Origin of the sequence: Rhizobium sp. NFR07, assembly GCF_900111905.1 — a bacterium.
Classification (GTDB): Bacteria; Pseudomonadota; Alphaproteobacteria; order Rhizobiales; family Rhizobiaceae; genus Neorhizobium.
On sequence record NZ_FOKM01000016.1, the window covers coordinates 54,482 to 74,056 of the forward strand.

Consider the following 19,575-nt stretch of genomic DNA (forward strand, 5'->3'; position numbering starts at 1 on the left):
AAGGGAATGAAAGAAAAGTGGAAGGGACGCTCGGATCAGAAGAGCGACATCTGGGACGGGTCCTCGCCCTGTTTCGGCGGTTTTTCCTCGGGCACCGCGACAGCGACCGGCTTTTGTACATCCGGCCCCATATTGGAAACCTTGTTGACCAGATCCGATACCGGGATCGCCTCAAAGAAATCGTCTTCCACCGGCGAAAGAAGATCGGCAACCTGGCGCGGTTCCTGCGTCTTGCATTCCAGCCAGCGCTCGAAATGCTCCGGCCTGATCACGACCGGCATGCGGTCGTGGATGCCGCGAATGGCGCGGTTGGCCTTGGTCGTCATGATCGCCGCCGTATCGACCTCGGATCCTTCCGCCGACGACCAGGTTTCCATCAACCCGGCAAAGGCGATGACGCCGCCGTTCTTCGGGCGGATCCAGTAGGCCTGGGATTTTACGCCGCTTTCCTTGGCCGGCCGCTTCCACTCGTAGAAGCCCGAAGCCGGTATGAGGGCACGGCGATGGCGCATCGCGGCCCGGAAGGACGCCTTGTCGATCGCCGTCTCGGAACGCGCATTGATGAGCAGCGGAAAATCCTTCATGTCCTTGACCCAGCCGGGGATCATCCCCCATCGGGCCAGTTGCGCCTTGCGCTCCGGCAGGTTGGAGCCCGGCAGGCGATCCGCCTGCGTGACGACGAGAATGGGCTGCGTCGGCGCGATATTGAACCGCGCCGGAAAATCCGCCTCGAAATCGACGACATCGAGAGCGCCAAGCACATCAGCCGGTTTCTGGGTCAGGGCATAACGTCCACACATGGAATTCTAGATGGCACCGGGCTTGAAGGCGGTCAAGAAGAGCGCACGCCTGAAATCAGGCGCTGCGGGGTGCAAAGATGATGATAGCACCGCCGACCAGGCAGACAAGCGCGCCGGTGACATCCCAGCGATCCGGCGACCGTGCTTCCACTGCCCAGAGCCAGAGGATGGATGCGACGATATAGATCGCGCCATAGGCAGCGTAGGCGCGACCCGCCGCTTCGGCTGGCACCAGTGCCAGAAGCCAGGCAAACAGCGCCAGCGACACCATTCCCGGAGCCAGCCACCAGACCGATCTGTCGAGTTTCAGCCAGGCCCAGAAGGCGAAGCAGCCGGCAATCTCGGCAAGGGCGGCGAAGGCGTAGAGGAGATAGGTTTTCATGGCGTTCTTTACTCGAAGTCCTGGCGTTTGACGTCCTGCGCCATATGCATCACGCGCAAGATCACGATCCGGTCGGGATAGGTACGGTGATAGGTGCATCGTCGGCGATAGGGAAACGCCCTGAGACCCGGAGAAACATGATCCCGGGGCGCGCCAGTGAAGTCGGCTTCGGCAATCCAGGCGATTTTTGCCGTCAGATCGGCCAGGAATTCCTGAGCATAATACGGGCTGCTCTCCGCGATAAACCGCCGGATGCCGCGCAGGCCAGCCCGCACGAGAGGTGAAACGATAAGCCGCTTGGCCCGGCTAACGCTCGTCGCCATCGCCTATCACGTCCGCGAGAAGAGCATCGGCATTCGGATATTCGATCCCCTGCCCCGCCTCGATCTCGTCATCGGCGGCGTGCATCGCCTGTCGGAGTGACTGTACGCGCATCTCATAGTCGGCCAGCATGCGGATGCCGGCACGAACCGCTTCCGTTTCCGTTCCGAAGCGGCCGTTTTTTACAAGATCGGCCAGAATGCCGTCATAGGTATCACCGAGGGAAAAGGTTTTTGCGCGGGCCATGGGGAAGCTCCTTCGCAAGAAGAATACGGTAATTTACAATACTTTTACAATATCAGTGAAATCCTTTATGACCTGACCATCGTGCAGCAAGCAGCCGAAAGACGGATCAGCCCGCCATGTCCTCTCCCCAGGCCGCCTCCTCCGCCATCCTCGAACGCGATGGCCGCTTTCTGCTGATCCGGCGGATGAAACCGCCGTCGGCGGACCTCTTTGCCTTTCCCGGCGGACGGGCGGAGCCGGGCGAGACGCCGGCGGAGACCGCATTGCGCGAATTTCACGAGGAAACCGGGATCAGAGCACGCAATCCTGTGCTCTTTGCCACCTACGACCTGAAAGGCGACAAGGATGATACCCGGCATTTCTTCCTGTCAGTCTTCAAAGTAGAAGCGGATATCCAGACGGAAGCCATCGCGGCTGACGACGCGGCTGATCCGGGCTGGTATACGGTGGAGGAGATTCGCGCATTGCCGGTGCCGGCCAGCGTGCTCGAATGTGCCGAAAGGCTGGAGAAGGAGCGGTGCACCGGGTAAAATCGTATCCGACGTGCATAACCCTATCGCCGAGCCAAAGGCCGATCGTTAACTTTAACTGCCTAAGGACTGCCGCTTGAAATCCGTCGCCTGCCTTGTCCTGCCCCTGCTTCTTGCGCTGAGTTCGCCGCTGGCCGCACAGCAGTCGAAGCAGCCGGCGCCTGCTGCGGGCGCAACGACGTCGGTTCCGGCAAGTCCGGCTCCGGCAACGGATGCGAGCAAACCTGCTCCCTACGACGCGCAGCTTCTGCGGCTCGCCGAAATACTCGGTTCTATCAGTTACTTGCGGACACTCTGCGGCGCACCGCAGGAGGACTGGCGGACATCGATGCGGCAACTGCTTGATTCTGATGCGAGCAATGAACCGGCCCGGCGCGAGCGATTGACCGCATCCTACAATCGCGGCTATCGCTCCTTTGCATCCCTCCATACCACATGCAGCGCGTCTGCGCGTACGGCGGAAGAGCGATACCGTGCCGAAGGCGCAACACTTGCCACCGAAATTGCCGCACGCTTCGGAAATTAGAGGATTATTTACCTCTTTCGCCGGGAGGCCGTGTCGTTTTGGTAAAAGGCTGTTAGAGTCATTAACGGCGCAGTAATCAAACACGCACCGAGGACAGTGAGTATGCAGACAGGCCGCAACGACATCGATGACATGATCGTCCACGAAAAGATGCAGGTTGCCCTGGAATACCAGAATGACGCCTGGGCCGACGGCCGCGCGGACGGCATCGAACCGGAAATCATCGCGGACGCCGCGATCGCCTTCGCCATGCGCGAGACGATTCGCATCCATGGCGAGCAGGGTGCAGAAGCCATGCTTGAAGCACTTCGCGATCGCATGCTGGCGGGCGAGTTCTCCCCAGAGCGCATCGTTCAGTAATATCCGGGCCTCCCATGAGGAACGTGTTTCGACCGAAATTCTCTCTTTCTCGGGCGCTGGCTTCGGCAGCGTTGCTTTGCCTTGTGCCGCAGATGCTTTCGTCTGAGGCCCTGGCATCCCAGGATGCCGCGCTTCGGGGTCTGACGTCCGATAAGCTCGCGCTTTCCGACAATGCCCTGCGTCCGCAGATCGATGATGCCGCGGCGCCAGCCGAGGCTCCCTTGCGCCAAGCCTTCGAAGGCTCCACGACGTCAGGTGCGCCGACTGAAGGCGAGGCCGCCGAGGAAAAGCCCGCGACTCCCAGCGAGCCGACGCCCCAGTCCGCGGAACCGGCATCGGATGGAACCGACGCACCTGCAGCAGAAATCATCCGCGACCTCTCGACCCTGCCCGAACCGGTCCGCCAAATGCGCGAGCGCCTCGTCGAGGCCGCCGCTTCCGGTGATATCGAGCGCCTGCGCCCGTTGATCGAGGGCACGCCGAAGCCGCCGCAGATCATGAGCAATGAGAGCGACGACCCAATCGATACGCTGAAGAATTTTTCCGGCGACCCGGACGGCCAGGAAATCCTCGCCATCATGCTGGATGTCTTGTCCACCGGCGTTGCCCGCATCGATGCCGGTACGCCCGACGAGACCTATGTCTGGCCCTATTTCGTCGGCAAGCAGCTTTCCTCGCTCACGCCGCCCGAACGCGTCGAATTGCTGCGCATCGTCACCGCCGGCGACCTGATGGGAATGGAAGAGACCGGCAACTACAATTTCTACCGCATCGGCATTGCGCCGGATGGCCAATGGAAATTCGTGGCCGGCGGGGATTGAGCCCCACTTTTACAGCATCTCGCGCCTGATCTTTCGTCATGCTCGGGCCTGTCCCGAGCATCTGCGACGCCGCAAAGGCTTCGACGTGACTTGATCCTCGGGACAAGCCCTAGGATGACGGCGTGGGCGGCGCCAGAACCTGACGACCGCACCCTTTCCTACTGCGCCATCGCGATCATGCGGCCGCTCGAGGGCTGCTGCAGCACGTCCATCTGGACATCGTAGATTCGCGCCAGCTCTTCCGTCGTCATGATTTCGGCCGGTGTGCCGTGGGCGATCAGGCGGCCGCCGCGGAGCGCGACGATCTCGTCGCAGAAGCGCGCCGCCATGTTGATGTCGTGCAGCACGGTGATGATGCTGATGCCCTTTTCGCGGCACAGATCATGGGTCAGCGACAGGACTTCCAGCTGATGGCCGATGTCGAGCGCCGAGATCGGCTCGTCGAGCAGGAGGCAGGTCGCATCCTGCGCCACCAGCATGGCGAGCCAGACCCGCTGGCGCTCGCCGCCGGAAAGGTTGTCAACCATGCGTTCGGCAAAATCGCCGATACCTGTCAGTTCGATCGCTTCCTCGACCTTCCTCTTGTCAGTATCGCCGAAGCGGCCGAGCGCGCCGTGCCAGGGATAGCGGCCGAGCGCAACCAGTTCCTTGACCAGCATGCCGGGGGCGGACGGCGTGCGCTGCGGCAGGTAGGCGAGCCTGCGGGCGAAATCGCGATTGCCCCACTTGTCGAGCGCCTTGCCCTCGAACACGATCTTTCCGCCGGTCGCCGGCTGCTGACGGCCGATCAGCTTCAGAAGCGTCGATTTTCCCGAGCCGTTATGGCCGATCAGGGCGATCGAGCGGCCGGGTTGAAGCTCGAGCGTCAGCGGATGAAGCAGCGTGCGGCCCTCGACAGCAAAGGTAAGGTCCGAGAGGGACAGAAGCGGCACGGCAACATCCGCCGACTTTTGCTGGGCATCAACGTGCATTTTGACTTTCCGAAGAGGCTTTAATTCGAATATGGAGAACGCGGCTCATGTTTGGCCAATTTATCGCAGGCGGTCAACCACAGCGCCCTGCCTTCCGCCCAAGCCTTCCAGAGATCCAATAATGCTCAGCCGTTTCTTCAATTATTACCGTCCCTACAAGGGATTGTTTCTTCTCGATTTCAGCTGCGCGATCCTGTCGGGCCTGCTGGAGCTCGGCTTCCCGATGGCGGTGAAATTGTTCGTCGACCGGCTGCTGGTGACGCAGGAATGGGTGCTGATCACGCTCGCATCGGTCGCGCTGCTCATCTGTTATGCGATCAATACCGGGTTGATGGTGGTCGTCACCTATTGGGGCCACATGCTCGGAATCAACATCGAGACCGACATGCGCCGGGAAGCCTTCAACCACATGCAGAAGCTTTCCTTCCGTTATTATGACAACCAGAAGACCGGCCATCTGGTCGGCCGGCTGACCAAGGATCTGGAAGAAATCGGCGAAGTGGCCCATCACGGACCGGAAGACCTGTTCATCGCCATCATGACCTTCATCGGCGCGCTGGCTCTGATGGTCTCGGTTAATTGGCAGCTGGCGCTGATCACCGCGCTGGTCGTGCCGCTCACCGCCTGGGTGACGAGCCGCTACGGCGCTCGGATGAGCCGAAATTTCCGCAAGCTTTTCGAGCGCGTCGGCGACTTCAATTCCCGCATCGAGGAAAATGTCGGCGGCATGCGCGTCGTGCAGGCCTTCGCCAACGAGACCCATGAGCGCACGCTGTTCGAGCGCGACAACCAGAATTACCGCAGCGTGAAGCTGGAAGCCTACAAGATCATGGCCGCCAGCGTTTCGCTGAGCTACATGAGCATGCGCCTGACGCAGATGATCGTGATGATCGCTGGCGCGTATTTCGTGCTGAATGGCGAGCTGACGGCGGGCGGTTTCATCGGCTTCCTGCTGCTCGTCGGCGTATTCTTCCGCCCGGTGGAAAAGATCAATTCGGTCATCGAGACCTATCCCAAGGGCATTGCTGGTTTCCGCCGCTTCACCGAGCTTGTCGATACCGAGCCGGATATCGCCGACGCGCCGGATGCGGTCGCCGTCGACAACCTCAAGGGCGGCATCGAATACCGCAACGTCTCCTTCGGCTATGCGGAGGGCAAGCCGATCCTGAAGGATGTCAGCCTGACGATCAGTCCCGGCGAGACGATCGCCTTCGTCGGCCCGTCGGGCGCCGGCAAGACGACGATCTGTTCGCTTCTGCCGCGCTTCTACGAGATCGGCGGCGGCGCGATCACCATCGACGGCATCGATATCCGCAAGATGACCAAGACGTCGCTGCGCCAGCAGATCGGCATTGTGCAGCAGGACGTCTTCCTGTTCGGCGGTACGATGCGGGAAAACATCGCCTATGGCCGTCTTGGCGCCAGCGATGCCGAGATCATGGAGGCGGCCCGCCGGTCACGGCTCGAGGACATGATTGCCGCCCTGCCAGAAGGGCTTGATACGGTGGTCGGCGAGCGCGGCGTTAAAATGTCCGGCGGACAGAAACAGCGCGTTGCGATCGCCCGCATGTTCCTGAAGAATCCGCCGATCCTCATCCTCGACGAGGCGACGTCGGCGCTCGACACCGAGACCGAACGGGCGATCCAGCGATCGCTGTCTGAACTGGCAGTCGGCCGCACCTCGCTCATCATCGCCCACAGGCTGGCGACGATCCAGGGCGCAGACCGCATCGTCGTTATCGACGGCAGCGGCATTCTGGAACAGGGCACTCATCAGGAGCTGATCGCCCGGCGCGGCGCCTATAACCGCCTCCATGCGGCGCAGGTCGGGGCGTGATTTCCCCCCGGTTGAGGGCCACAGTTGAATGCAGGCCAAAAACTTGATAAAACAGAGAAAGTTTTCGCAACGCCGCGACCGTGGAGGCTGGGGCATGACGTTTCAACCGAGCATGCGCAACAAGATCGAGGGCTTCTCAGTCATCGGTGGCCTGCGCAGACGGTACTGGAACGGCATTACCGCTGATCTGTGGGACGTCGAATGCGCCAGTTATGCCGGTGGCTATTATGTCGCCCGCGACCCGCGGCTCTTCATCCTGCTCGACCAGCGCGGCCGTGGCCGCCCCGCGATCAAGCGGACGGCTCGCGAAGCAGGCCTGCCGCAGGATTCAAGGCTCAGCCCGATCTCCTACATTCCGGCGGAAATGGATCTCTGGGCGGATATCAAGGACGTCGAGTTCGTCCGCCACCTCGATATCCATTTTCACGCCGATACGGTTGCACGCCGGCTTGGCGAGGATTTCGACCCGCAAAGGCTGAAAGAGCCGCAGCTGCTTTTCGCAGATACGCGAATCACGGCGCTGGCGGAGCTGATCGCGGCCGAGATCGACAATCCCGCACCTCTCAACGATCTCTATGGCGACGGGCTGGCGCTGGCGCTTCTCATCGACGTGATAAAGCTCGCCAAGATCGCGCCGCGCAAGCGCGGATGCCTAGCGCCCTGGCAGATCCGGCGGGTTACCGAATTCATCGATGCCCATTGCCTTCGCAATATCAGGCTCGAGGAACTGTCCACCCTGGTCGGCCTGTCGCAGTCCCACTTCAGCCACTCGTTCAAGGCTTCCACCGGCATGGCGCCGCACGACTGGCAGATGAATGCCAGGCTCTGCCGCGCCAAGGAACTGTTGAAATCCGGCGAGCAGCCGCTGACGGCAATCGCCGCGGAGACAGGCTTTGCCGACCATGCGCATTTCAGCCGCGTGTTCCGCAAGCATGTCGGTGTGGCGCCGTCGCAGTGGAAAAAGTCACAGTTCGCATAAAAGATGCGAGCAAGCGCGCAAAGCAGTGAATTTTGCCCAAAATCATTCAAGTGTCGCCAATTAGAGCAAGCGAATAAGTGAAATCTGAGTTAACCACTCATCTTATTGTAGGCCGCATTAAAACGCGGCGCGAGTGGGGCACAGAATGAAGAAATCGATCAAGTCTTCCGCAATCAGAAATGGCCTGTGGACAGGCGTCGCCGCGCTAAGCCTAGCAGCGGCATGGGCCGCGCAGGCACAGGATGCAGCGCAGGGCCAGGACAGCACAACACTCGCGCCGATTGTGCTGCAGGGCCAAGGGGAACAAGGCGGCACCGGGCATGTCGACGGATACGTAGCCAAGGGAACGCAGAGCGCCACCAAGACTGGGACGCCAATTGTCGAGACACAACAGTCGATATCGGTAGTAACCCGTGATCAGATGGACACTCAGGCCGTGTCCACACTCGGCGAAGCCGTAGAGTATGTTCCCGGTGTCGTGGGTCAGCCTTTCGGTTCCGACGCCCGATTTGACGCTCCGAACATCCGCGGTTTCGACAGCGGTCTGAGCCAGTACCTCAATGGCCTCAAGATCATGCGCAACATCGGGGCGCCCGCTTTCGAGGTTTATGGTCTGGAGAACGTTGAAGTATTGCGCGGCCCGGCTTCGGTGCTTTACGGTCAAGGCAACCCCGGCGGCATGATCAACTTGGTCAGCAAGCGCCCGACGTTCACCCCGATCAACGAAGTCGGCGCCTTTATCGGCAGCTATGACACATACGGTGCCTTCTTCGACTTTAGCGGACCGGTAGACGATACCTTTGCCTATCGCCTGACTGGGCTCGGCAAACTCGCCGGCATGCAGACAGATGAACTCGACAACGACCGTCTTTACATCGCGCCTGCCTTCACCTGGAAGCCGGACGAAGATACCTCGCTGACCATTCTCGCCAGCTACCAGAAAGACAATCCCAGCACGCCAACCTTCATTCCGCCGGAATTGATCATAGATTCGAACACTCTGTCTCGCGACTTCTACGGTGGTGATAAGAACTTTGACGATTCCGACCGGCGCTGGTTCAATCTCGGCTACGAATTCGAGCACAGGTTCGACGACGTCTTCACCTTCCGTCAGAATGCCCGCTACTCAAAGTTCGACTGGGACTATCGGGCCGTACTTCCGCTTTCGTTGGCGGCAGACGGGCGCACTCTCAACCGCTACAGCAGCGTCCAGGACGAGGACCTGTGGAGCATCAATTTCGACAATCAGGTTCAGGCAGAATTCTCTACCGGACCGGTCGAGCATACGGTCGTCGCAGGCGTCGATGTTCGTTATTTCCACAGCGATAACACAGCAGCCTTCAACTTCGCTGCTCCCGGCCTCGATATCTTCGATCCTGATTATGAGCAGCCAATCGGCAGTGTTGCCGGTACGCAGACCGTTCAGAACCTCTGGCAGACAGGCATCTATCTCCAGGACGAACTCAAATACGACAACTGGCGCGCCACCCTTGGCCTTCGCTACGACTGGGCATCAATCGAGACCGAGGGAGGTTCCGACACCCAGCGGGACGAAAAGCTTACCGGCCGTGCGGGTCTCAGCTACCTATTCGACAATGGCATAGCCCCCTATATCAGCTATGCGACTTCGTTCGAACCTGTGGTTTCCACTGCAACCGGCGGGCCGTTCGATCCGACGACAGGCGAGCAGACCGAGATCGGCGTCAAATATAAGCCGACGGGCTTTGACGGTTATTTCGCCATCGCCGCCTATGACCTTACGCAGAAGAACGTCCTGAATACGGTAGGGGTCGTCACGACCCAGACCGGCGAAGTGAACGTCAAGGGCATCGAACTCGAAGGCGTTGCAACCCTGACCCAGGGGCTCAACCTGCGCGCGGCCTACACCTACATGAACGCGGAAATCTCTGGCCGCGTTAACGACGGCAACCGCCCGGCAAATACGCCGGAGCACGCTGCGAGCCTTTGGCTGGACTATACTTTTGCCGAGGACACAGCCCTCCAGGGCTTCACAGTTGGCGGTGGCGTGCGCTACGTCGGCAGCCGGTACGGAACGGACGCAAATACTATAGAGCTCGACGGCAACACGCTTCTTGACCTCGCACTCAAATACGAGCGCAATGGCTACAAGGCTTCGCTCAACTTCCAAAACCTGGCAGACGAAAAATATGTCGCATATTGCGGTGGCTTCGGTTGCTCCTACGGTGATGGCCGCACAGTAATGGGCAAGGTTTCCTTCACTTGGTAATCGAGCCCGCAGGGAAAGTTGACAACTCAACTCAAGCTTATAAGGAAGGCCTCTCGTGGGCCTTTCTTTTTGTCATCGGAGATCGATTTGCATCGTCCCTACCCGTTCTCCCATGCCGGGCTTTCCAGGCGAACCTTCATGATGGCTGCCGCGACGCTGGCGGTCGCGTCCACAACTGCGGGCATGTCCTCCGCGCAGACGGCACCTTCCAAGCCCGGCCCGCGAACCGCGACGCTCGACTGGGCGCATCTGGAAACGCTGCTGGCGCTTGGGACCACTGTCGTGGCCGGGACGGAACTCAGGCAGTTCCGCGATATCGCCGTCGAGCCGCCCGTACCGGATACCGTCGCCGACATTGGCCTGCGTGGCCTGCCCAATCTGGAGACCCTCTCCTTTGCCAAGCCGGACATGATCTTCAATTCCAATTATTATGCCTGGGCCGACCCGCTGCTTTCGGGCATCGCACCGACCTATAATTACGCCATCTACAGGCAGGGCGAAGACCCGTATCTGATGGCCCAGAAGGCGACGATGTCGATCGGCGACCGTCTCGGCACGTCCAATGCGGCCGCCTATGTCGCCGAGGTGAACGGCGGGCTGGATACGCTTCGCCGGCAGCTTTCCGCCGGCGACGGGCGTCCCGTCCTGCTCATCAATCTCGGCGATGCGCGGCATTACCGGGTATTCGGCAAGGACAGCATGTTCGGTTCGGTCCTGACGCGGCTTGGGCTCGAAAACGCCTGGACGGGAGCGACCGCCTATTCTGCCTCGGCTCCCGTCGGCATCGAGACGCTCGCCTCGATGCCCGACGCCTGGATCGTGATGATCCCGCCGCATCCGCTCGACGCCTTTATGGCGCTGGAACGCGGCGCGTTCTGGAACGCGCTGCCGGCCGTGCGCGACAAGCGCGTCATCGTCCTCGGTTCGCTCAATCCCTTCGGCGCCCTGCCTGCCGCACACCGCTTTGCCGAAGAAATCGCGAAAGGCCTGACCAATGTCTGGAACGGTTAGTCTGCCCGCCCCGATAACCGGCACCGGTCGGCCTCTCCTGTCGGCGATCACCATCGGCGTCGCCTGCATCGTGATGCTGGCACTGCTCGTCATCACCCGTCCGACCGTGCCGGGCGACCCGGCCACCGCCGCCATGCTCGGCGAAATCCTGCTCTGGAACAGTCTCCTGCCCCGCGCGGTGATCGCATTGATCTGCGGCACGGCACTCGGGCTTGCCGGCGCATTGCTGCAGCGGGTGCTGCGCAATCCGATCGCAGATGCCTCGACGCTCGGTATCGCCGCCGGCGCGCAGCTTGCGCTTGTCGCAGGCCTTGCCATCTCGCCGCTGCTCGCCGGGCTTTCCCGCGATGTAGTCGCCTTCGGCGGCGGGCTTGCCGCCGTCACCCTCGTGCTGGCGCTCTCCTGGCGGCAGGCCTTCGATCCCGTCACCGTCGCCGTATCCGGCCTGATCGTCAGCATGATCGTCGCCTCGATCACCATCACGCTCATTCTCGCACGCGGCGAATATGCGATGTCGGTCAGCATCTGGGGCTCCGGCTCGCTCAGCCAGCAGGACTGGCAGGGCGTGATCTCGCTCGGCCCCCGCCTCCTGATCGGCGCTATTGCCGCCCTCGTGCTCGTCCGGCCGCTCAACGTGCTGGCGCTGGACGATGCGAGCGCCAAGAGCCTCGGCATGTCGATCATGGCGGTGCGCCTGGCGATCCTGCTGCTCGCCGTCTGGCTCGCCGCGTCGGTCACGGCGACCGTCGGCGTGATCGGCTTCCTTGGCCTTGCGGCACCGGCCATGGCGCGGCTCTGCGGTGCGCGCACCACCGGCCAGGTGCTCGCCGCGGCGCCCTTTGTCGGTGCGGCCCTGCTCTTCCTCACCGATGGGCTAAGCCAGTTGCTCGGCCCCGGCTTCAACGACCTGGCACCGGCCGGCGCCGCCACCGCACTGATGGGCGGGCCGATCCTGCTGCTGCTCCTGCCGCGGCTGCACGCGATGTCACCGGTCACCGCCGATGCCAACCCGACGGAAAGGCGCCTTGCCCGGCCGAACGTCTGGGTGACAGGCATGGCCGTGCTGATCGCGCTGCTGGTCCTCGCCGCGCTGATCATCGGCCCCTCGCCCACCGGCATAGCTCTCTCCTTGAGCGCGCAGCTTTCCGAACTCGTGCCCTTCCGCCTGCCGCGCATTCTGGCGGCCGGTGGCGCGGGTGCGCTTCTGGGCGGTGCCGGCTTCATCATGCAGCGGGTGACCGGCAATCCGATCGCCAGCCCCGAAGTGCTCGGCGTTTCGGCCGGCGGCGGGGCCGGGCTCGCGGCAACGCTCTATATCTTCGGCGCCGCATCGCAGATGGTGATGCTCATCGGCATGGCGATCGGCGCGCTCGTCGTCTTCATCGTCATGATCGCGATTGCCGCAAGCCGCGAGCTCTCCGCCGAACGTCTGCTGCTGTCCGGCATAGCCATGAGCGCGATCTCGATGGCGATTGTCTCGATCGTGCTTGCCCAGGGCAGCATGAATTCCTTCATCCTGCTCATGTGGATGGCCGGATCGACCAACCGCGCCGGCGTGTTCGAGGCCTGGACCTCGCTTGCAGCACTTGCCGTGTTCACCGCGCCGCTGTTCTTCATGAGCCGCTGGCTGACAATGCTGCCGCTCGGCGGGGTGATGTCCAAGGGCGTCGGCATAGGCCTCACCTCCTCACGTCTCGCGCTTGCCATACTGTCTGCGCTGATGACGGCGGTCGCTTCCTTCCTCGTCGGGCCGCTCAGCCTTGCCGGCCTCGTCGCCCCGCATCTGGCGCGGCTGATCGGGCTAACCGGCGCGCGCCAGCAACTGCTTGCCTCGCTGATGATCGGTGCCGCCATGCTGATCTTCGCCGACTGGCTTTCGCGGGTCGTCATCTACCCCTATCAGGTGCCGGTCGGCGTATTTGCCGCTTTGATCGGCGGACCTTATCTTCTATGGCTTCTCGCACGCATGGAGAAACGATCGTGAATGCTGTCACCTCACCCCTGGCCTTCACCCTGTCAGGCACTGCCGTTCCGGCGGATGCTAGCGAGATGCTGGCCGAAATCTGCGAGCATTTCGTCGACCACGCCGAGGTTTTTCGCGATGGCGATCATGTGACGCTGTCGAGCGAGATCGGCGAGGCGCATATCTCCAAGGTCAGCGAACAGCTCGACATCCGGCTTGCCTGCCCGACGGTCGACATGCTGTCGATGACGCGGGCGATCATCGCCGAGCATCTTTTCATGTTCGCCGGCGACGATCCGCTGACGCTGGAATGGGCCGACAAGCCGAAGCCGGCGAAGCTTTCGAACCTCAGCGAGATTACCGTTGTTTCAGCCGAGAATGTCACGCCGCGCATGCGCCGGCTGATCGTATCCTGCGAGGATGCGGAACGCTTCGACACGACCGATGGCCTGCATGTGCGCCTGCTGATGCCGCCGAAGGGCCGTGCACCTGTCTGGCCGGTGACGCTTGCCGATGGCCGCATCGGCTGGCCGGAAGGCGAGGACGAGATCTCGGTCCGCTATTACACGATCCGCAGCCTGGACCTCGAAGCCAGGCAGATGACGATCGACTTCGTGCTGCATGACGACTGGGGCAAGCGGATGCCGGGTGCGGAATTCGGTCTCAACGCCCAGCCGGGCGACCGCGCCGCGTTGCTCGGGCCGGGTGCCGGCGGCATGCCGGTTTCCAAGGATCTGGTCCTTGCCGGCGACGAGACCGCCCTTCCCGCCATCGCGCGGATGATCGAGCTGGCGACACCGGACATGAAGGTTCACGCGATCATCGAGGTGGCGGACAAGGCGGAAGAACAAACGCTCGCCTGTGCCTCAGAAAACTTCTCAATCGAATGGCTACATCGCAACGGCGCCGAGGCAAGCACCGCCGGGCTGCTGGAACCGGCGGTCACAGCCAAGCTCGAAGGACTTGGGCCGGACGCATTCGTCTGGGTCGCCTGCGAGAAGACCGAGGCCCAGGCGATCCGGGCGCGGCTAAAGGAACACGGCCTCGACCGCAGCCGGATGAGCTCGATCACCTACTGGCGGCGCGGCTACACGGACTGAGGCCGACCGGCCTTTGGCAACCGCCCGTCCGGCCGCCGCTCGCGGCTTGCCTCGTCTCCCGCGAAGACTTATCTCCGAGGCGTAGACAAAGGGATTCGGCTGCCATGACCAACGCCTATCTGCCGACACGGCGCCTCATCCGCATCGCGGGTGCGGACGCGCGGGATTTCCTCCATTCGCTGATCACCACCGACGTGGAGGGTCTCGCCGAAAACGAGGCTCGGCCCGGCGCGCTTCTGACGCCACAGGGCAAGATCCTGTTCGACTTTCTCATCTGGAAAAGCGGCGACGGTTTCATCATCGAGATCGAAGAGAGCCAGCGCGACGCGCTGATCAAGCGGCTGACCATGTACAAGCTGCGCGCGGCCGTCGAACTCGCAGCGCTCCCCGACGAAGGCGTCACGGTCTACTGGGATGACGAGACGGACAAGGGCGCGGTCGTCGATAGCGGCTTCGCCAAGGCGGGCATTGCGGTGTCCCGCACAGCCGGGCGGCATGCCGATGGCACAGCGGAAGGCTATCAGGCATTGAGGATCACGGCCGCGCTTGCCACGTCGGGCGACGACTACGCGCTGCAGGACGCATTTCCCCATGACATCCTGCTCGACAAGAATGGCGGGCTCTCGTTCAAGAAGGGCTGCTATGTCGGCCAGGAAGTCGTCTCGCGCATGCAGCATCGAGGCACGGCACGCCGGCGCGTCGCGACCGTGACGGCAGAAGCCTCCCTCCCGGCAGCCGGCACCGAGATCACCGCAGGCGGCAAGCCGATCGGGACGCTCGGTTCGGTCTCGGGTAGACAAGCGCTCGCCATCGTGCGCATCGACCGCGTCGGCGATGCGCTTGCGGCGGGCGTGCCGTTGATGGCCGGAGACACTCCCGTCTCCATTGAATTGCCCGCTTGGACGGGTCTTGCCTTTCCGACCGACACCCACGAGGCCGAGACGTGAGCCTTACCCCCGGCACCCGTGCCTGGCAGCGGATGCTGTCGGGCCGCAGGCTCGACCTTCTCGACCCCTCGCCGCTCGATGTCGAGATTTCCGACATTGCCCACGGCCTTGCCCGCGTCGCCCGCTGGAACGGCCAGACACGCGGCGACCACGCCTTTTCCGTCGCCCAACACTGCCTTGTCGTGGAAGAGATCTTTCGTCGCTGCAATGTCGGCGCAGCACCCGACGCGCTGCAGATGACGTTGCTGCATGACGCGGCGGAATATGTGATCGGCGACATGATCTCGCCGTTCAAGTCGGTGGTCGGCGGCGGTTACAAGTTGGTGGAGGCGCGGCTGGAAGCGGCCGTGCATATCCGCTTCGGCCTGCCGCCGCATCCGGCTAAAGAACTCAAGACCTTGATCAAGAAGGCCGATACGATCGCCGCCTATTTCGAGGCGACCGAGCTTGCCGGCTTCACGGCGGTGGAGGCGCGAAAATTCTTCGGTCAGCCGCGCGGCATCACCCGCGACATGCTGCCGATCGAGCCGCTTGCGGCGGTCGAGGCACAGCGCCTTTTCGTTGAGCGCTTCGAGGCGATCGAAGCCGAGCGCCTGGCGGTGAAGGCGCCATGACGGAGACATCCGCCCGCATCATCGTCTGCCCGCTCGCAAGCATTGCCGAGACGGCGGTGCGCAACGGCGCCAGGGAAATGGTCAGCCTGATCGCGGAAAAACAGGACTTTCACCGACCGGGCGTGATCCGCGCCGACCGGCATCTGAAACTTGCGATGAACGATATCGGCTTTGCCGGCACCGGCGGGCTGATTGCGCCGAGCGAGGCGCATGTGGCGGAGCTGATCGAATTCGTGCGCGCTTGGGACCAGTCTGCGCCGCTGATCGTCCACTGCTGGATGGGCGTGTCCCGCTCGCCGGCAGCGGCAGCCATCACCGTCCTCGCGCTGCAGCCGGACGAGGATGATTTCGCGCTGGCCAAACGCCTGCGCAAGGTCGCGCCTCATGCGACACCGAACAGCCGGCTGATCGAGATCGGCGACAGGATGCTCGGACGCAGCGGACGGCTGGTCGAGGCGATGAAGGCAATCGGCCGCGGCGCGGAAACGGACGGCCGCGCCTCGTTTTCAATAGCTGTGACGGACTTTACTTCTCCGCAAAGTTGAAATCTTCGTTTTCTATATAGAAATAGAAAAATTACTGACGTTTTACCTTGACCTCTCCGCCCCATGCGCCAATTAGGGGCGCAACGAAAGGAGCGGGTCGAGCATGGATCAGGCATCGGAATTCGTCGTCGCAACGCGGGCGGCTCTCGCGCAGCTGACGGCCTTGGGCGTGCAGTATTCCTTCTCCGTCATTGGCGCGATCATACTTCTCATCATCGGCTGGATCGTTGCCGGCCTCCTGAGCCGTTGGGTCTATAACGGCCTGTCGCATATCAGCGGCATCGACGCGACGCTCTCGCAATTCTTCTCCAACATCGTCCGTTACGCGGCACTGATCCTCGTCGTCGTCATGGTGCTGGGCCAGTTCGGCGTGCAGACGGCTTCGATCCTTGCGGCACTGGGCGCGATCGGCTTGGCCGTCGGCCTGGCCCTGCAGGGCACGCTGCAGAATATCGCAGCCGGCATCATGCTTCTCGTCCTTCGCCCCTTCCGCGTGGGAGAGTCGATCGAGACAGGCAGCGTTACCGGCACGATCGTCGATGTGGGGCTGTTCGCGACCGAGCTGCGCACCGCCGATGGCGTCTATCGCCTGGCGCCGAACTCGACGCTTTGGAACGTTCCGATCACCAATTACAGCCGTCTTGCCACCCGTCGCCACGAGATCACCATCGCGATCGGCGCGAACGAGGATGTCGACAAGACCGAGAGCGAGCTGCTGAAGCTCGCAGCGGCCAACGACAAGGTGCTGAAGAACCCGAAGCCCAGCACCTATGTCTCCGAATTCGATTCCGGCAGTGCCAAGGTCACCCTCCGCTACTGGATCAACGGCAAGCAGTGGTGGGACGTCAGCCGCGACATGACCAAGGCTGTAAAAAGAGCCTTCCACAAGACGCCGGAGGAAACGACGGCCTAAGGGTATCAGCCCTGAAAGAGATTCCTATCCATCAGCCCCCGTGTGGCGCGTCCCGGTGAGAGCGGACCTCCGCAGCTCCATTCGAGCGCGGACGAGCCGGGACCAGACGGGCTTGATGGTCAAGGATGTATCGGATCCGGTTTACGAGGAACCGGGTCCGATACCAATACTCCTCCACTTGTCCCACGCAGCTTCAAAAACTTGCCGGGCCGGCCGTTCATGCCGCGCCGCTGCGATTTCAGATGTAGGCGATATGGGCGCGGCGGAAGCCCGCCTGAAACCCGGCTCCCGGATGACTGCGGCCTGCAAGCCGCACGGCATCACAGGGGACGAGCATGCGTGTAAATTTCAACGGCACGGACATCTATTTCGAGATCGTCAATAGCGGATCGGCGATGGTCGAGAAGCCTGTTCCCAAGCCGACCGTCTTCGCCCTGCATGGCGGCCTCGGCCTCGATCACGGCTACCTGAGGCCGGGCCTCGATCCGCTCGCAGACATCGCGCGGATTGTCTATGTCGACCTACGCGGACAGGGACGTTCTGGACGCCCATCGCTTGAGACCTGCACCCTTGAACAGATGGCCGACGACGTCGTCGATCTCGCGGTGATGCTGGATGTCGAAAGGCCGATCATCCTTGGTCATTCGGCAGGCGGTTTCGTGGCCATGAAGGCGGCCGTCAGGCATCCCGAGCTGGTCGGCGGACTTATCCTGGCCGGAACGGTGCCGACACTGAAGAGGTCGGAGGGTGAGAAGGATCCGGCGGATCCGAAACTTTCCGACCGCGCCTCGGCCGAAGCGCTCGCCGCTGCGGAGCGTTACTACACGACGCCGCTGACACCCAGAACCGTCGAGGATTTCTTTACCCATGTACGGCCGCTTTACGCCGCCCAGCATTATGTCGACTCGGTCACGAAGCTGATGTCGCTGAGCACAGTCGAGTTCAAGATGCTGCAGCACTTCCGCAACAACCTCATGCCGACATATGACGTGCGGGAGGCGCTCTCAGCCGTTCGGTGCCCGACGCTGGTGCTTTCGGGAAGCTACGACTGGGTCTGCCCGCCGAGCGCCGGGCGCGACATTGCGAGCCGTATCAAGGGGTCGGAATACGTCGAGTTCACGAATTCCGGCCATTTCTTCTTTTCCGAAGAACCGCAGACGTTCCAGACCACCGCATCCAAATTCCTCAAAGGCTTCGCCGAGGCATTCACGGAAGAGATGGCCTGAATTCCAACCTGCCGACAAGAGGCCGGATCGGACGATAGGGATCATTACATGGAGCCGCCGCACGACCAGACCGCCGCTCTTTCGAATATTTTGTAAAGCGCAGCGCCTTGTTGCGCAGCGGTTTCAGATGCAAGCGGAATCGAGGCGGCGGAAGCCTGCTTGCAACCCAGCCCCCGGATAAATGCAGCCCATCGCTGCAGGACATCACAGGATCAGAGCATGCAGGCAAGCATCAACGACACGGAAATCTATTTCGACATCGTCAACAGCGGATCGGCGCTCGTCAAAGACCTGCCGCCAAGCCGACGGTCTTCGTGCTGCACGGCGGCCTGGGATCGGATCACGGCTACCTGCGGCCGGGGCTCGGTCCGCTCGGAGATGTTGCCCGGATCGTCTATGTCGACCTGCGCGGCCAAGGGCGCTCGGGACGGCCACCGCTCGAGACCTGCAGCCTGGAGCAGATGGCAGACGACATCGTCGATCTCTCGGTCATGCTGGGTATCGAGAAACCCGTCATCTTCGGCCATTCCGCCGGCGGGTTCGTCGCGATGATCGCGGCCTTCAGGCATCCCGATCTTATCGGCGGCGTGATCCTGTGCGAGACCCTGGCCACGCTGGAAAAGACGGAAACGGCCGACAGCGTGACGGATCCGCGGCTTTCCGATCGCGCACCGGCCGAGGTCGTCGCGGCCGCCGAACGTTATTTCACCACGCCCGTGACGGCGGAGACGGGCGAGGCTTTCGTAAGGCTCGTCCATCCGTTCTATGCCGCTCCGCATTACATGGCATCGGTGGACAAGCTCTATTCGCTGAGTTCGTTCACGCCCGAGCTGCACCGGCATTTCCGCGAAAACATCGCCCCTACATATGATGTCCGCGACGAACTCGGCGGCATCACATGCCCCGCACTCGTTCTCGTGGGAGGCTACGACTGGATATGCCCGCCGAGCGCCGGCCGTGACATCGCGCGGCGGATCAGAGGTGCTGAACTCGTCGAGTTCACCAATTCCGGCCATTTTCTCTTTTCTGAAGAGCCGCAGACCTTCCAGGCGATCGTCTCGAAATTCCTCAAGGGTACCGCCGACGCCTTCGAGGGCGGCATGCGATAGATCCGCGCCCCAAGTGGATCATGCCGCGACCCGAGGAAACAAGGCCGCGCAAGATCGCCGTTCCCCCGTCAAACGGTCGCTTGCGAACACGCAAGCGCTTCCGGCGGCCTTACATAGCCCTGCACA

Annotated in this window: 21 protein-coding genes; 16 read left to right on the top strand and 5 right to left on the bottom strand. The window is 62.2% G+C overall.

Annotation, left to right across the window (positions count from 1 at the left end):
- Nucleotides 1-35: 35 nt before the first annotated feature.
- Genes BM216_RS26725 through BM216_RS26740 form a run of 4 tightly spaced genes read right to left on the bottom strand, consistent with a single transcriptional unit; the run spans nt 36 to nt 1,749 of the window.
- Entirely contained in the window at nt 36-800 is a 765-nt protein-coding gene (locus BM216_RS26725; RefSeq protein ID WP_093002336.1) for an SOS response-associated peptidase, read from the bottom strand.
- 55 nt (nt 801-855) lie between these two features.
- A complete protein-coding gene (locus BM216_RS26730) occupies nt 856-1,182 on the bottom strand; it encodes a YnfA family protein (RefSeq protein ID WP_093002338.1) in 327 nt (108 codons plus the stop codon).
- 8 nt (nt 1,183-1,190) lie between these two features.
- Nucleotides 1,191-1,505 carry a type II toxin-antitoxin system RelE/ParE family toxin gene (locus BM216_RS26735; protein WP_093002340.1) on the bottom strand — a complete coding sequence of 105 codons (315 nt, stop codon included), beginning with the start codon at nt 1,503-1,505 and terminating at the stop codon, nt 1,191-1,193.
- Nucleotides 1,489-1,749, bottom strand: coding sequence for a type II toxin-antitoxin system ParD family antitoxin (locus BM216_RS26740; protein ID WP_093002342.1), 261 nt, complete (start codon nt 1,747-1,749; stop codon nt 1,489-1,491). Before BM216_RS26740 ends, BM216_RS26735 begins: the two co-directional genes overlap by 17 nt.
- A gap of 116 nt (nt 1,750-1,865) precedes the next feature.
- Here BM216_RS26740 and BM216_RS26745 point away from each other — a divergent pair, with 116 nt between their 5' ends.
- From BM216_RS26745 to BM216_RS26760, 4 genes are all read left to right on the top strand, one after another.
- Nucleotides 1,866-2,279, top strand: a complete 414-nt coding sequence (locus BM216_RS26745; RefSeq protein WP_093002344.1) for an NUDIX hydrolase — start codon at nt 1,866-1,868, stop codon at nt 2,277-2,279.
- A gap of 76 nt (nt 2,280-2,355) precedes the next feature.
- Entirely contained in the window at nt 2,356-2,805 is a 450-nt protein-coding gene (locus BM216_RS26750) for a TIGR02301 family protein (RefSeq protein WP_093002346.1), read from the top strand.
- 102 nt (nt 2,806-2,907) lie between these two features.
- Nucleotides 2,908-3,165, top strand: coding sequence for a hypothetical protein (locus tag BM216_RS26755; protein WP_093002348.1), 258 nt, complete (start codon nt 2,908-2,910; stop codon nt 3,163-3,165).
- Nucleotides 3,166-3,257: 92 nt separating this feature from the next.
- Nucleotides 3,258-3,986: a hypothetical protein gene (locus BM216_RS26760; RefSeq protein WP_143102871.1), complete on the top strand. Its 729-nt coding sequence runs from the start codon at nt 3,258-3,260 to the stop codon at nt 3,984-3,986.
- Nucleotides 3,987-4,144: 158 nt separating this feature from the next.
- Here BM216_RS26760 and BM216_RS26765 read toward each other — a convergent pair whose 3' ends face one another.
- Nucleotides 4,145-4,957: an ATP-binding cassette domain-containing protein gene (locus BM216_RS26765; RefSeq protein WP_093002352.1), complete on the bottom strand. Its 813-nt coding sequence runs from the start codon at nt 4,955-4,957 to the stop codon at nt 4,145-4,147.
- Between the two features lie 121 nt (nt 4,958-5,078).
- On the opposite strand from BM216_RS26765, the gene BM216_RS26770 reads away from it, so the two are divergent.
- The 12 genes from BM216_RS26770 (at nt 5,079) to BM216_RS26825 (ending at nt 19,449) form a co-directional block, all read left to right on the top strand.
- The gene (locus tag BM216_RS26770; protein WP_093002354.1) at nt 5,079-6,794 is read left to right on the top strand and encodes an ABC transporter ATP-binding protein; all 1,716 of its coding nucleotides are present in this window, start codon (nt 5,079-5,081) and stop codon (nt 6,792-6,794) included.
- Nucleotides 6,795-6,888: 94 nt separating this feature from the next.
- Nucleotides 6,889-7,773 (top strand): helix-turn-helix transcriptional regulator, encoded by an 885-nt coding sequence (locus BM216_RS26775; RefSeq protein ID WP_093002356.1) that lies wholly within the window; start codon nt 6,889-6,891, stop codon nt 7,771-7,773.
- Between the two features lie 145 nt (nt 7,774-7,918).
- Nucleotides 7,919-10,021: a TonB-dependent siderophore receptor gene (locus BM216_RS26780; protein ID WP_093002358.1), complete on the top strand. Its 2,103-nt coding sequence runs from the start codon at nt 7,919-7,921 to the stop codon at nt 10,019-10,021.
- Between the two features lie 138 nt (nt 10,022-10,159).
- The gene (locus BM216_RS26785; RefSeq protein WP_093002360.1) at nt 10,160-11,032 is read left to right on the top strand and encodes an ABC transporter substrate-binding protein; all 873 of its coding nucleotides are present in this window, start codon (nt 10,160-10,162) and stop codon (nt 11,030-11,032) included.
- Nucleotides 11,016-13,016, top strand: coding sequence for a Fe(3+)-hydroxamate ABC transporter permease FhuB (fhuB, locus tag BM216_RS26790; RefSeq protein WP_093002362.1), 2,001 nt, complete (start codon nt 11,016-11,018; stop codon nt 13,014-13,016). Before BM216_RS26785 ends, fhuB begins: the two co-directional genes overlap by 17 nt.
- Nucleotides 13,013-14,095 carry a siderophore-interacting protein gene (locus BM216_RS26795; RefSeq protein ID WP_244530349.1) on the top strand — a complete coding sequence of 361 codons (1,083 nt, stop codon included), beginning with the start codon at nt 13,013-13,015 and terminating at the stop codon, nt 14,093-14,095. Before fhuB ends, BM216_RS26795 begins: the two co-directional genes overlap by 4 nt.
- A gap of 104 nt (nt 14,096-14,199) precedes the next feature.
- Nucleotides 14,200-15,042, top strand: a complete 843-nt coding sequence (locus BM216_RS26800; protein WP_093002366.1) for a CAF17-like 4Fe-4S cluster assembly/insertion protein YgfZ — start codon at nt 14,200-14,202, stop codon at nt 15,040-15,042.
- Nucleotides 15,043-15,074: 32 nt separating this feature from the next.
- Nucleotides 15,075-15,656 (top strand): HD domain-containing protein, encoded by a 582-nt coding sequence (locus BM216_RS26805; RefSeq protein ID WP_093002368.1) that lies wholly within the window; start codon nt 15,075-15,077, stop codon nt 15,654-15,656.
- Nucleotides 15,653-16,201, top strand: coding sequence for a tyrosine phosphatase family protein (locus BM216_RS26810; protein WP_093002371.1), 549 nt, complete (start codon nt 15,653-15,655; stop codon nt 16,199-16,201). Before BM216_RS26805 ends, BM216_RS26810 begins: the two co-directional genes overlap by 4 nt.
- A 103-nt stretch (nt 16,202-16,304) precedes the next feature.
- Nucleotides 16,305-17,114 (top strand): mechanosensitive ion channel family protein, encoded by an 810-nt coding sequence (locus BM216_RS26815; RefSeq protein ID WP_093002373.1) that lies wholly within the window; start codon nt 16,305-16,307, stop codon nt 17,112-17,114.
- A gap of 335 nt (nt 17,115-17,449) precedes the next feature.
- Nucleotides 17,450-18,340, top strand: a complete 891-nt coding sequence (locus BM216_RS26820; protein WP_093002375.1) for an alpha/beta fold hydrolase — start codon at nt 17,450-17,452, stop codon at nt 18,338-18,340.
- A 314-nt stretch (nt 18,341-18,654) separates the two neighbouring features.
- Entirely contained in the window at nt 18,655-19,449 is a 795-nt protein-coding gene (locus BM216_RS26825; protein ID WP_177230928.1) for an alpha/beta fold hydrolase, read from the top strand.
- The last annotated feature ends 126 nt before the right edge of the window (nt 19,450-19,575 follow it).

Excerpts from the sequence above, each read along its gene's own strand:
- BM216_RS26725 (WP_093002336.1), bottom strand. The coding sequence starts at position 800 with ATGTGTGGACGTTATGCCCTGACCCAGAAACCGGCTGATGTGCTTGGC.
- BM216_RS26730 (WP_093002338.1), bottom strand. The coding sequence starts at position 1,182 with ATGAAAACCTATCTCCTCTACGCCTTCGCCGCCCTTGCCGAGATTGCC.
- BM216_RS26735 (WP_093002340.1), bottom strand. The coding sequence starts at position 1,505 with ATGGCGACGAGCGTTAGCCGGGCCAAGCGGCTTATCGTTTCACCTCTC.
- BM216_RS26740 (WP_093002342.1), bottom strand. The coding sequence starts at position 1,749 with ATGGCCCGCGCAAAAACCTTTTCCCTCGGTGATACCTATGACGGCATT.
- BM216_RS26745 (WP_093002344.1), top strand. The coding sequence starts at position 1,866 with ATGTCCTCTCCCCAGGCCGCCTCCTCCGCCATCCTCGAACGCGATGGC.
- BM216_RS26755 (WP_093002348.1), top strand. The coding sequence starts at position 2,908 with ATGCAGACAGGCCGCAACGACATCGATGACATGATCGTCCACGAAAAG.
- BM216_RS26760 (WP_143102871.1), top strand. The coding sequence starts at position 3,258 with ATGCTTTCGTCTGAGGCCCTGGCATCCCAGGATGCCGCGCTTCGGGGT.
- BM216_RS26765 (WP_093002352.1), bottom strand. The coding sequence starts at position 4,957 with ATGCACGTTGATGCCCAGCAAAAGTCGGCGGATGTTGCCGTGCCGCTT.
- BM216_RS26770 (WP_093002354.1), top strand. The coding sequence starts at position 5,079 with ATGCTCAGCCGTTTCTTCAATTATTACCGTCCCTACAAGGGATTGTTT.
- BM216_RS26775 (WP_093002356.1), top strand. The coding sequence starts at position 6,889 with ATGACGTTTCAACCGAGCATGCGCAACAAGATCGAGGGCTTCTCAGTC.
- BM216_RS26780 (WP_093002358.1), top strand. The coding sequence starts at position 7,919 with ATGAAGAAATCGATCAAGTCTTCCGCAATCAGAAATGGCCTGTGGACA.
- BM216_RS26785 (WP_093002360.1), top strand. The coding sequence starts at position 10,160 with ATGATGGCTGCCGCGACGCTGGCGGTCGCGTCCACAACTGCGGGCATG.
- fhuB (WP_093002362.1), top strand. The coding sequence starts at position 11,016 with ATGTCTGGAACGGTTAGTCTGCCCGCCCCGATAACCGGCACCGGTCGG.
- BM216_RS26800 (WP_093002366.1), top strand. The coding sequence starts at position 14,200 with ATGACCAACGCCTATCTGCCGACACGGCGCCTCATCCGCATCGCGGGT.
- BM216_RS26805 (WP_093002368.1), top strand. The coding sequence starts at position 15,075 with ATGCTGTCGGGCCGCAGGCTCGACCTTCTCGACCCCTCGCCGCTCGAT.
- BM216_RS26810 (WP_093002371.1), top strand. The coding sequence starts at position 15,653 with ATGACGGAGACATCCGCCCGCATCATCGTCTGCCCGCTCGCAAGCATT.
- BM216_RS26815 (WP_093002373.1), top strand. The coding sequence starts at position 16,305 with ATGGATCAGGCATCGGAATTCGTCGTCGCAACGCGGGCGGCTCTCGCG.
- BM216_RS26820 (WP_093002375.1), top strand. The coding sequence starts at position 17,450 with ATGCGTGTAAATTTCAACGGCACGGACATCTATTTCGAGATCGTCAAT.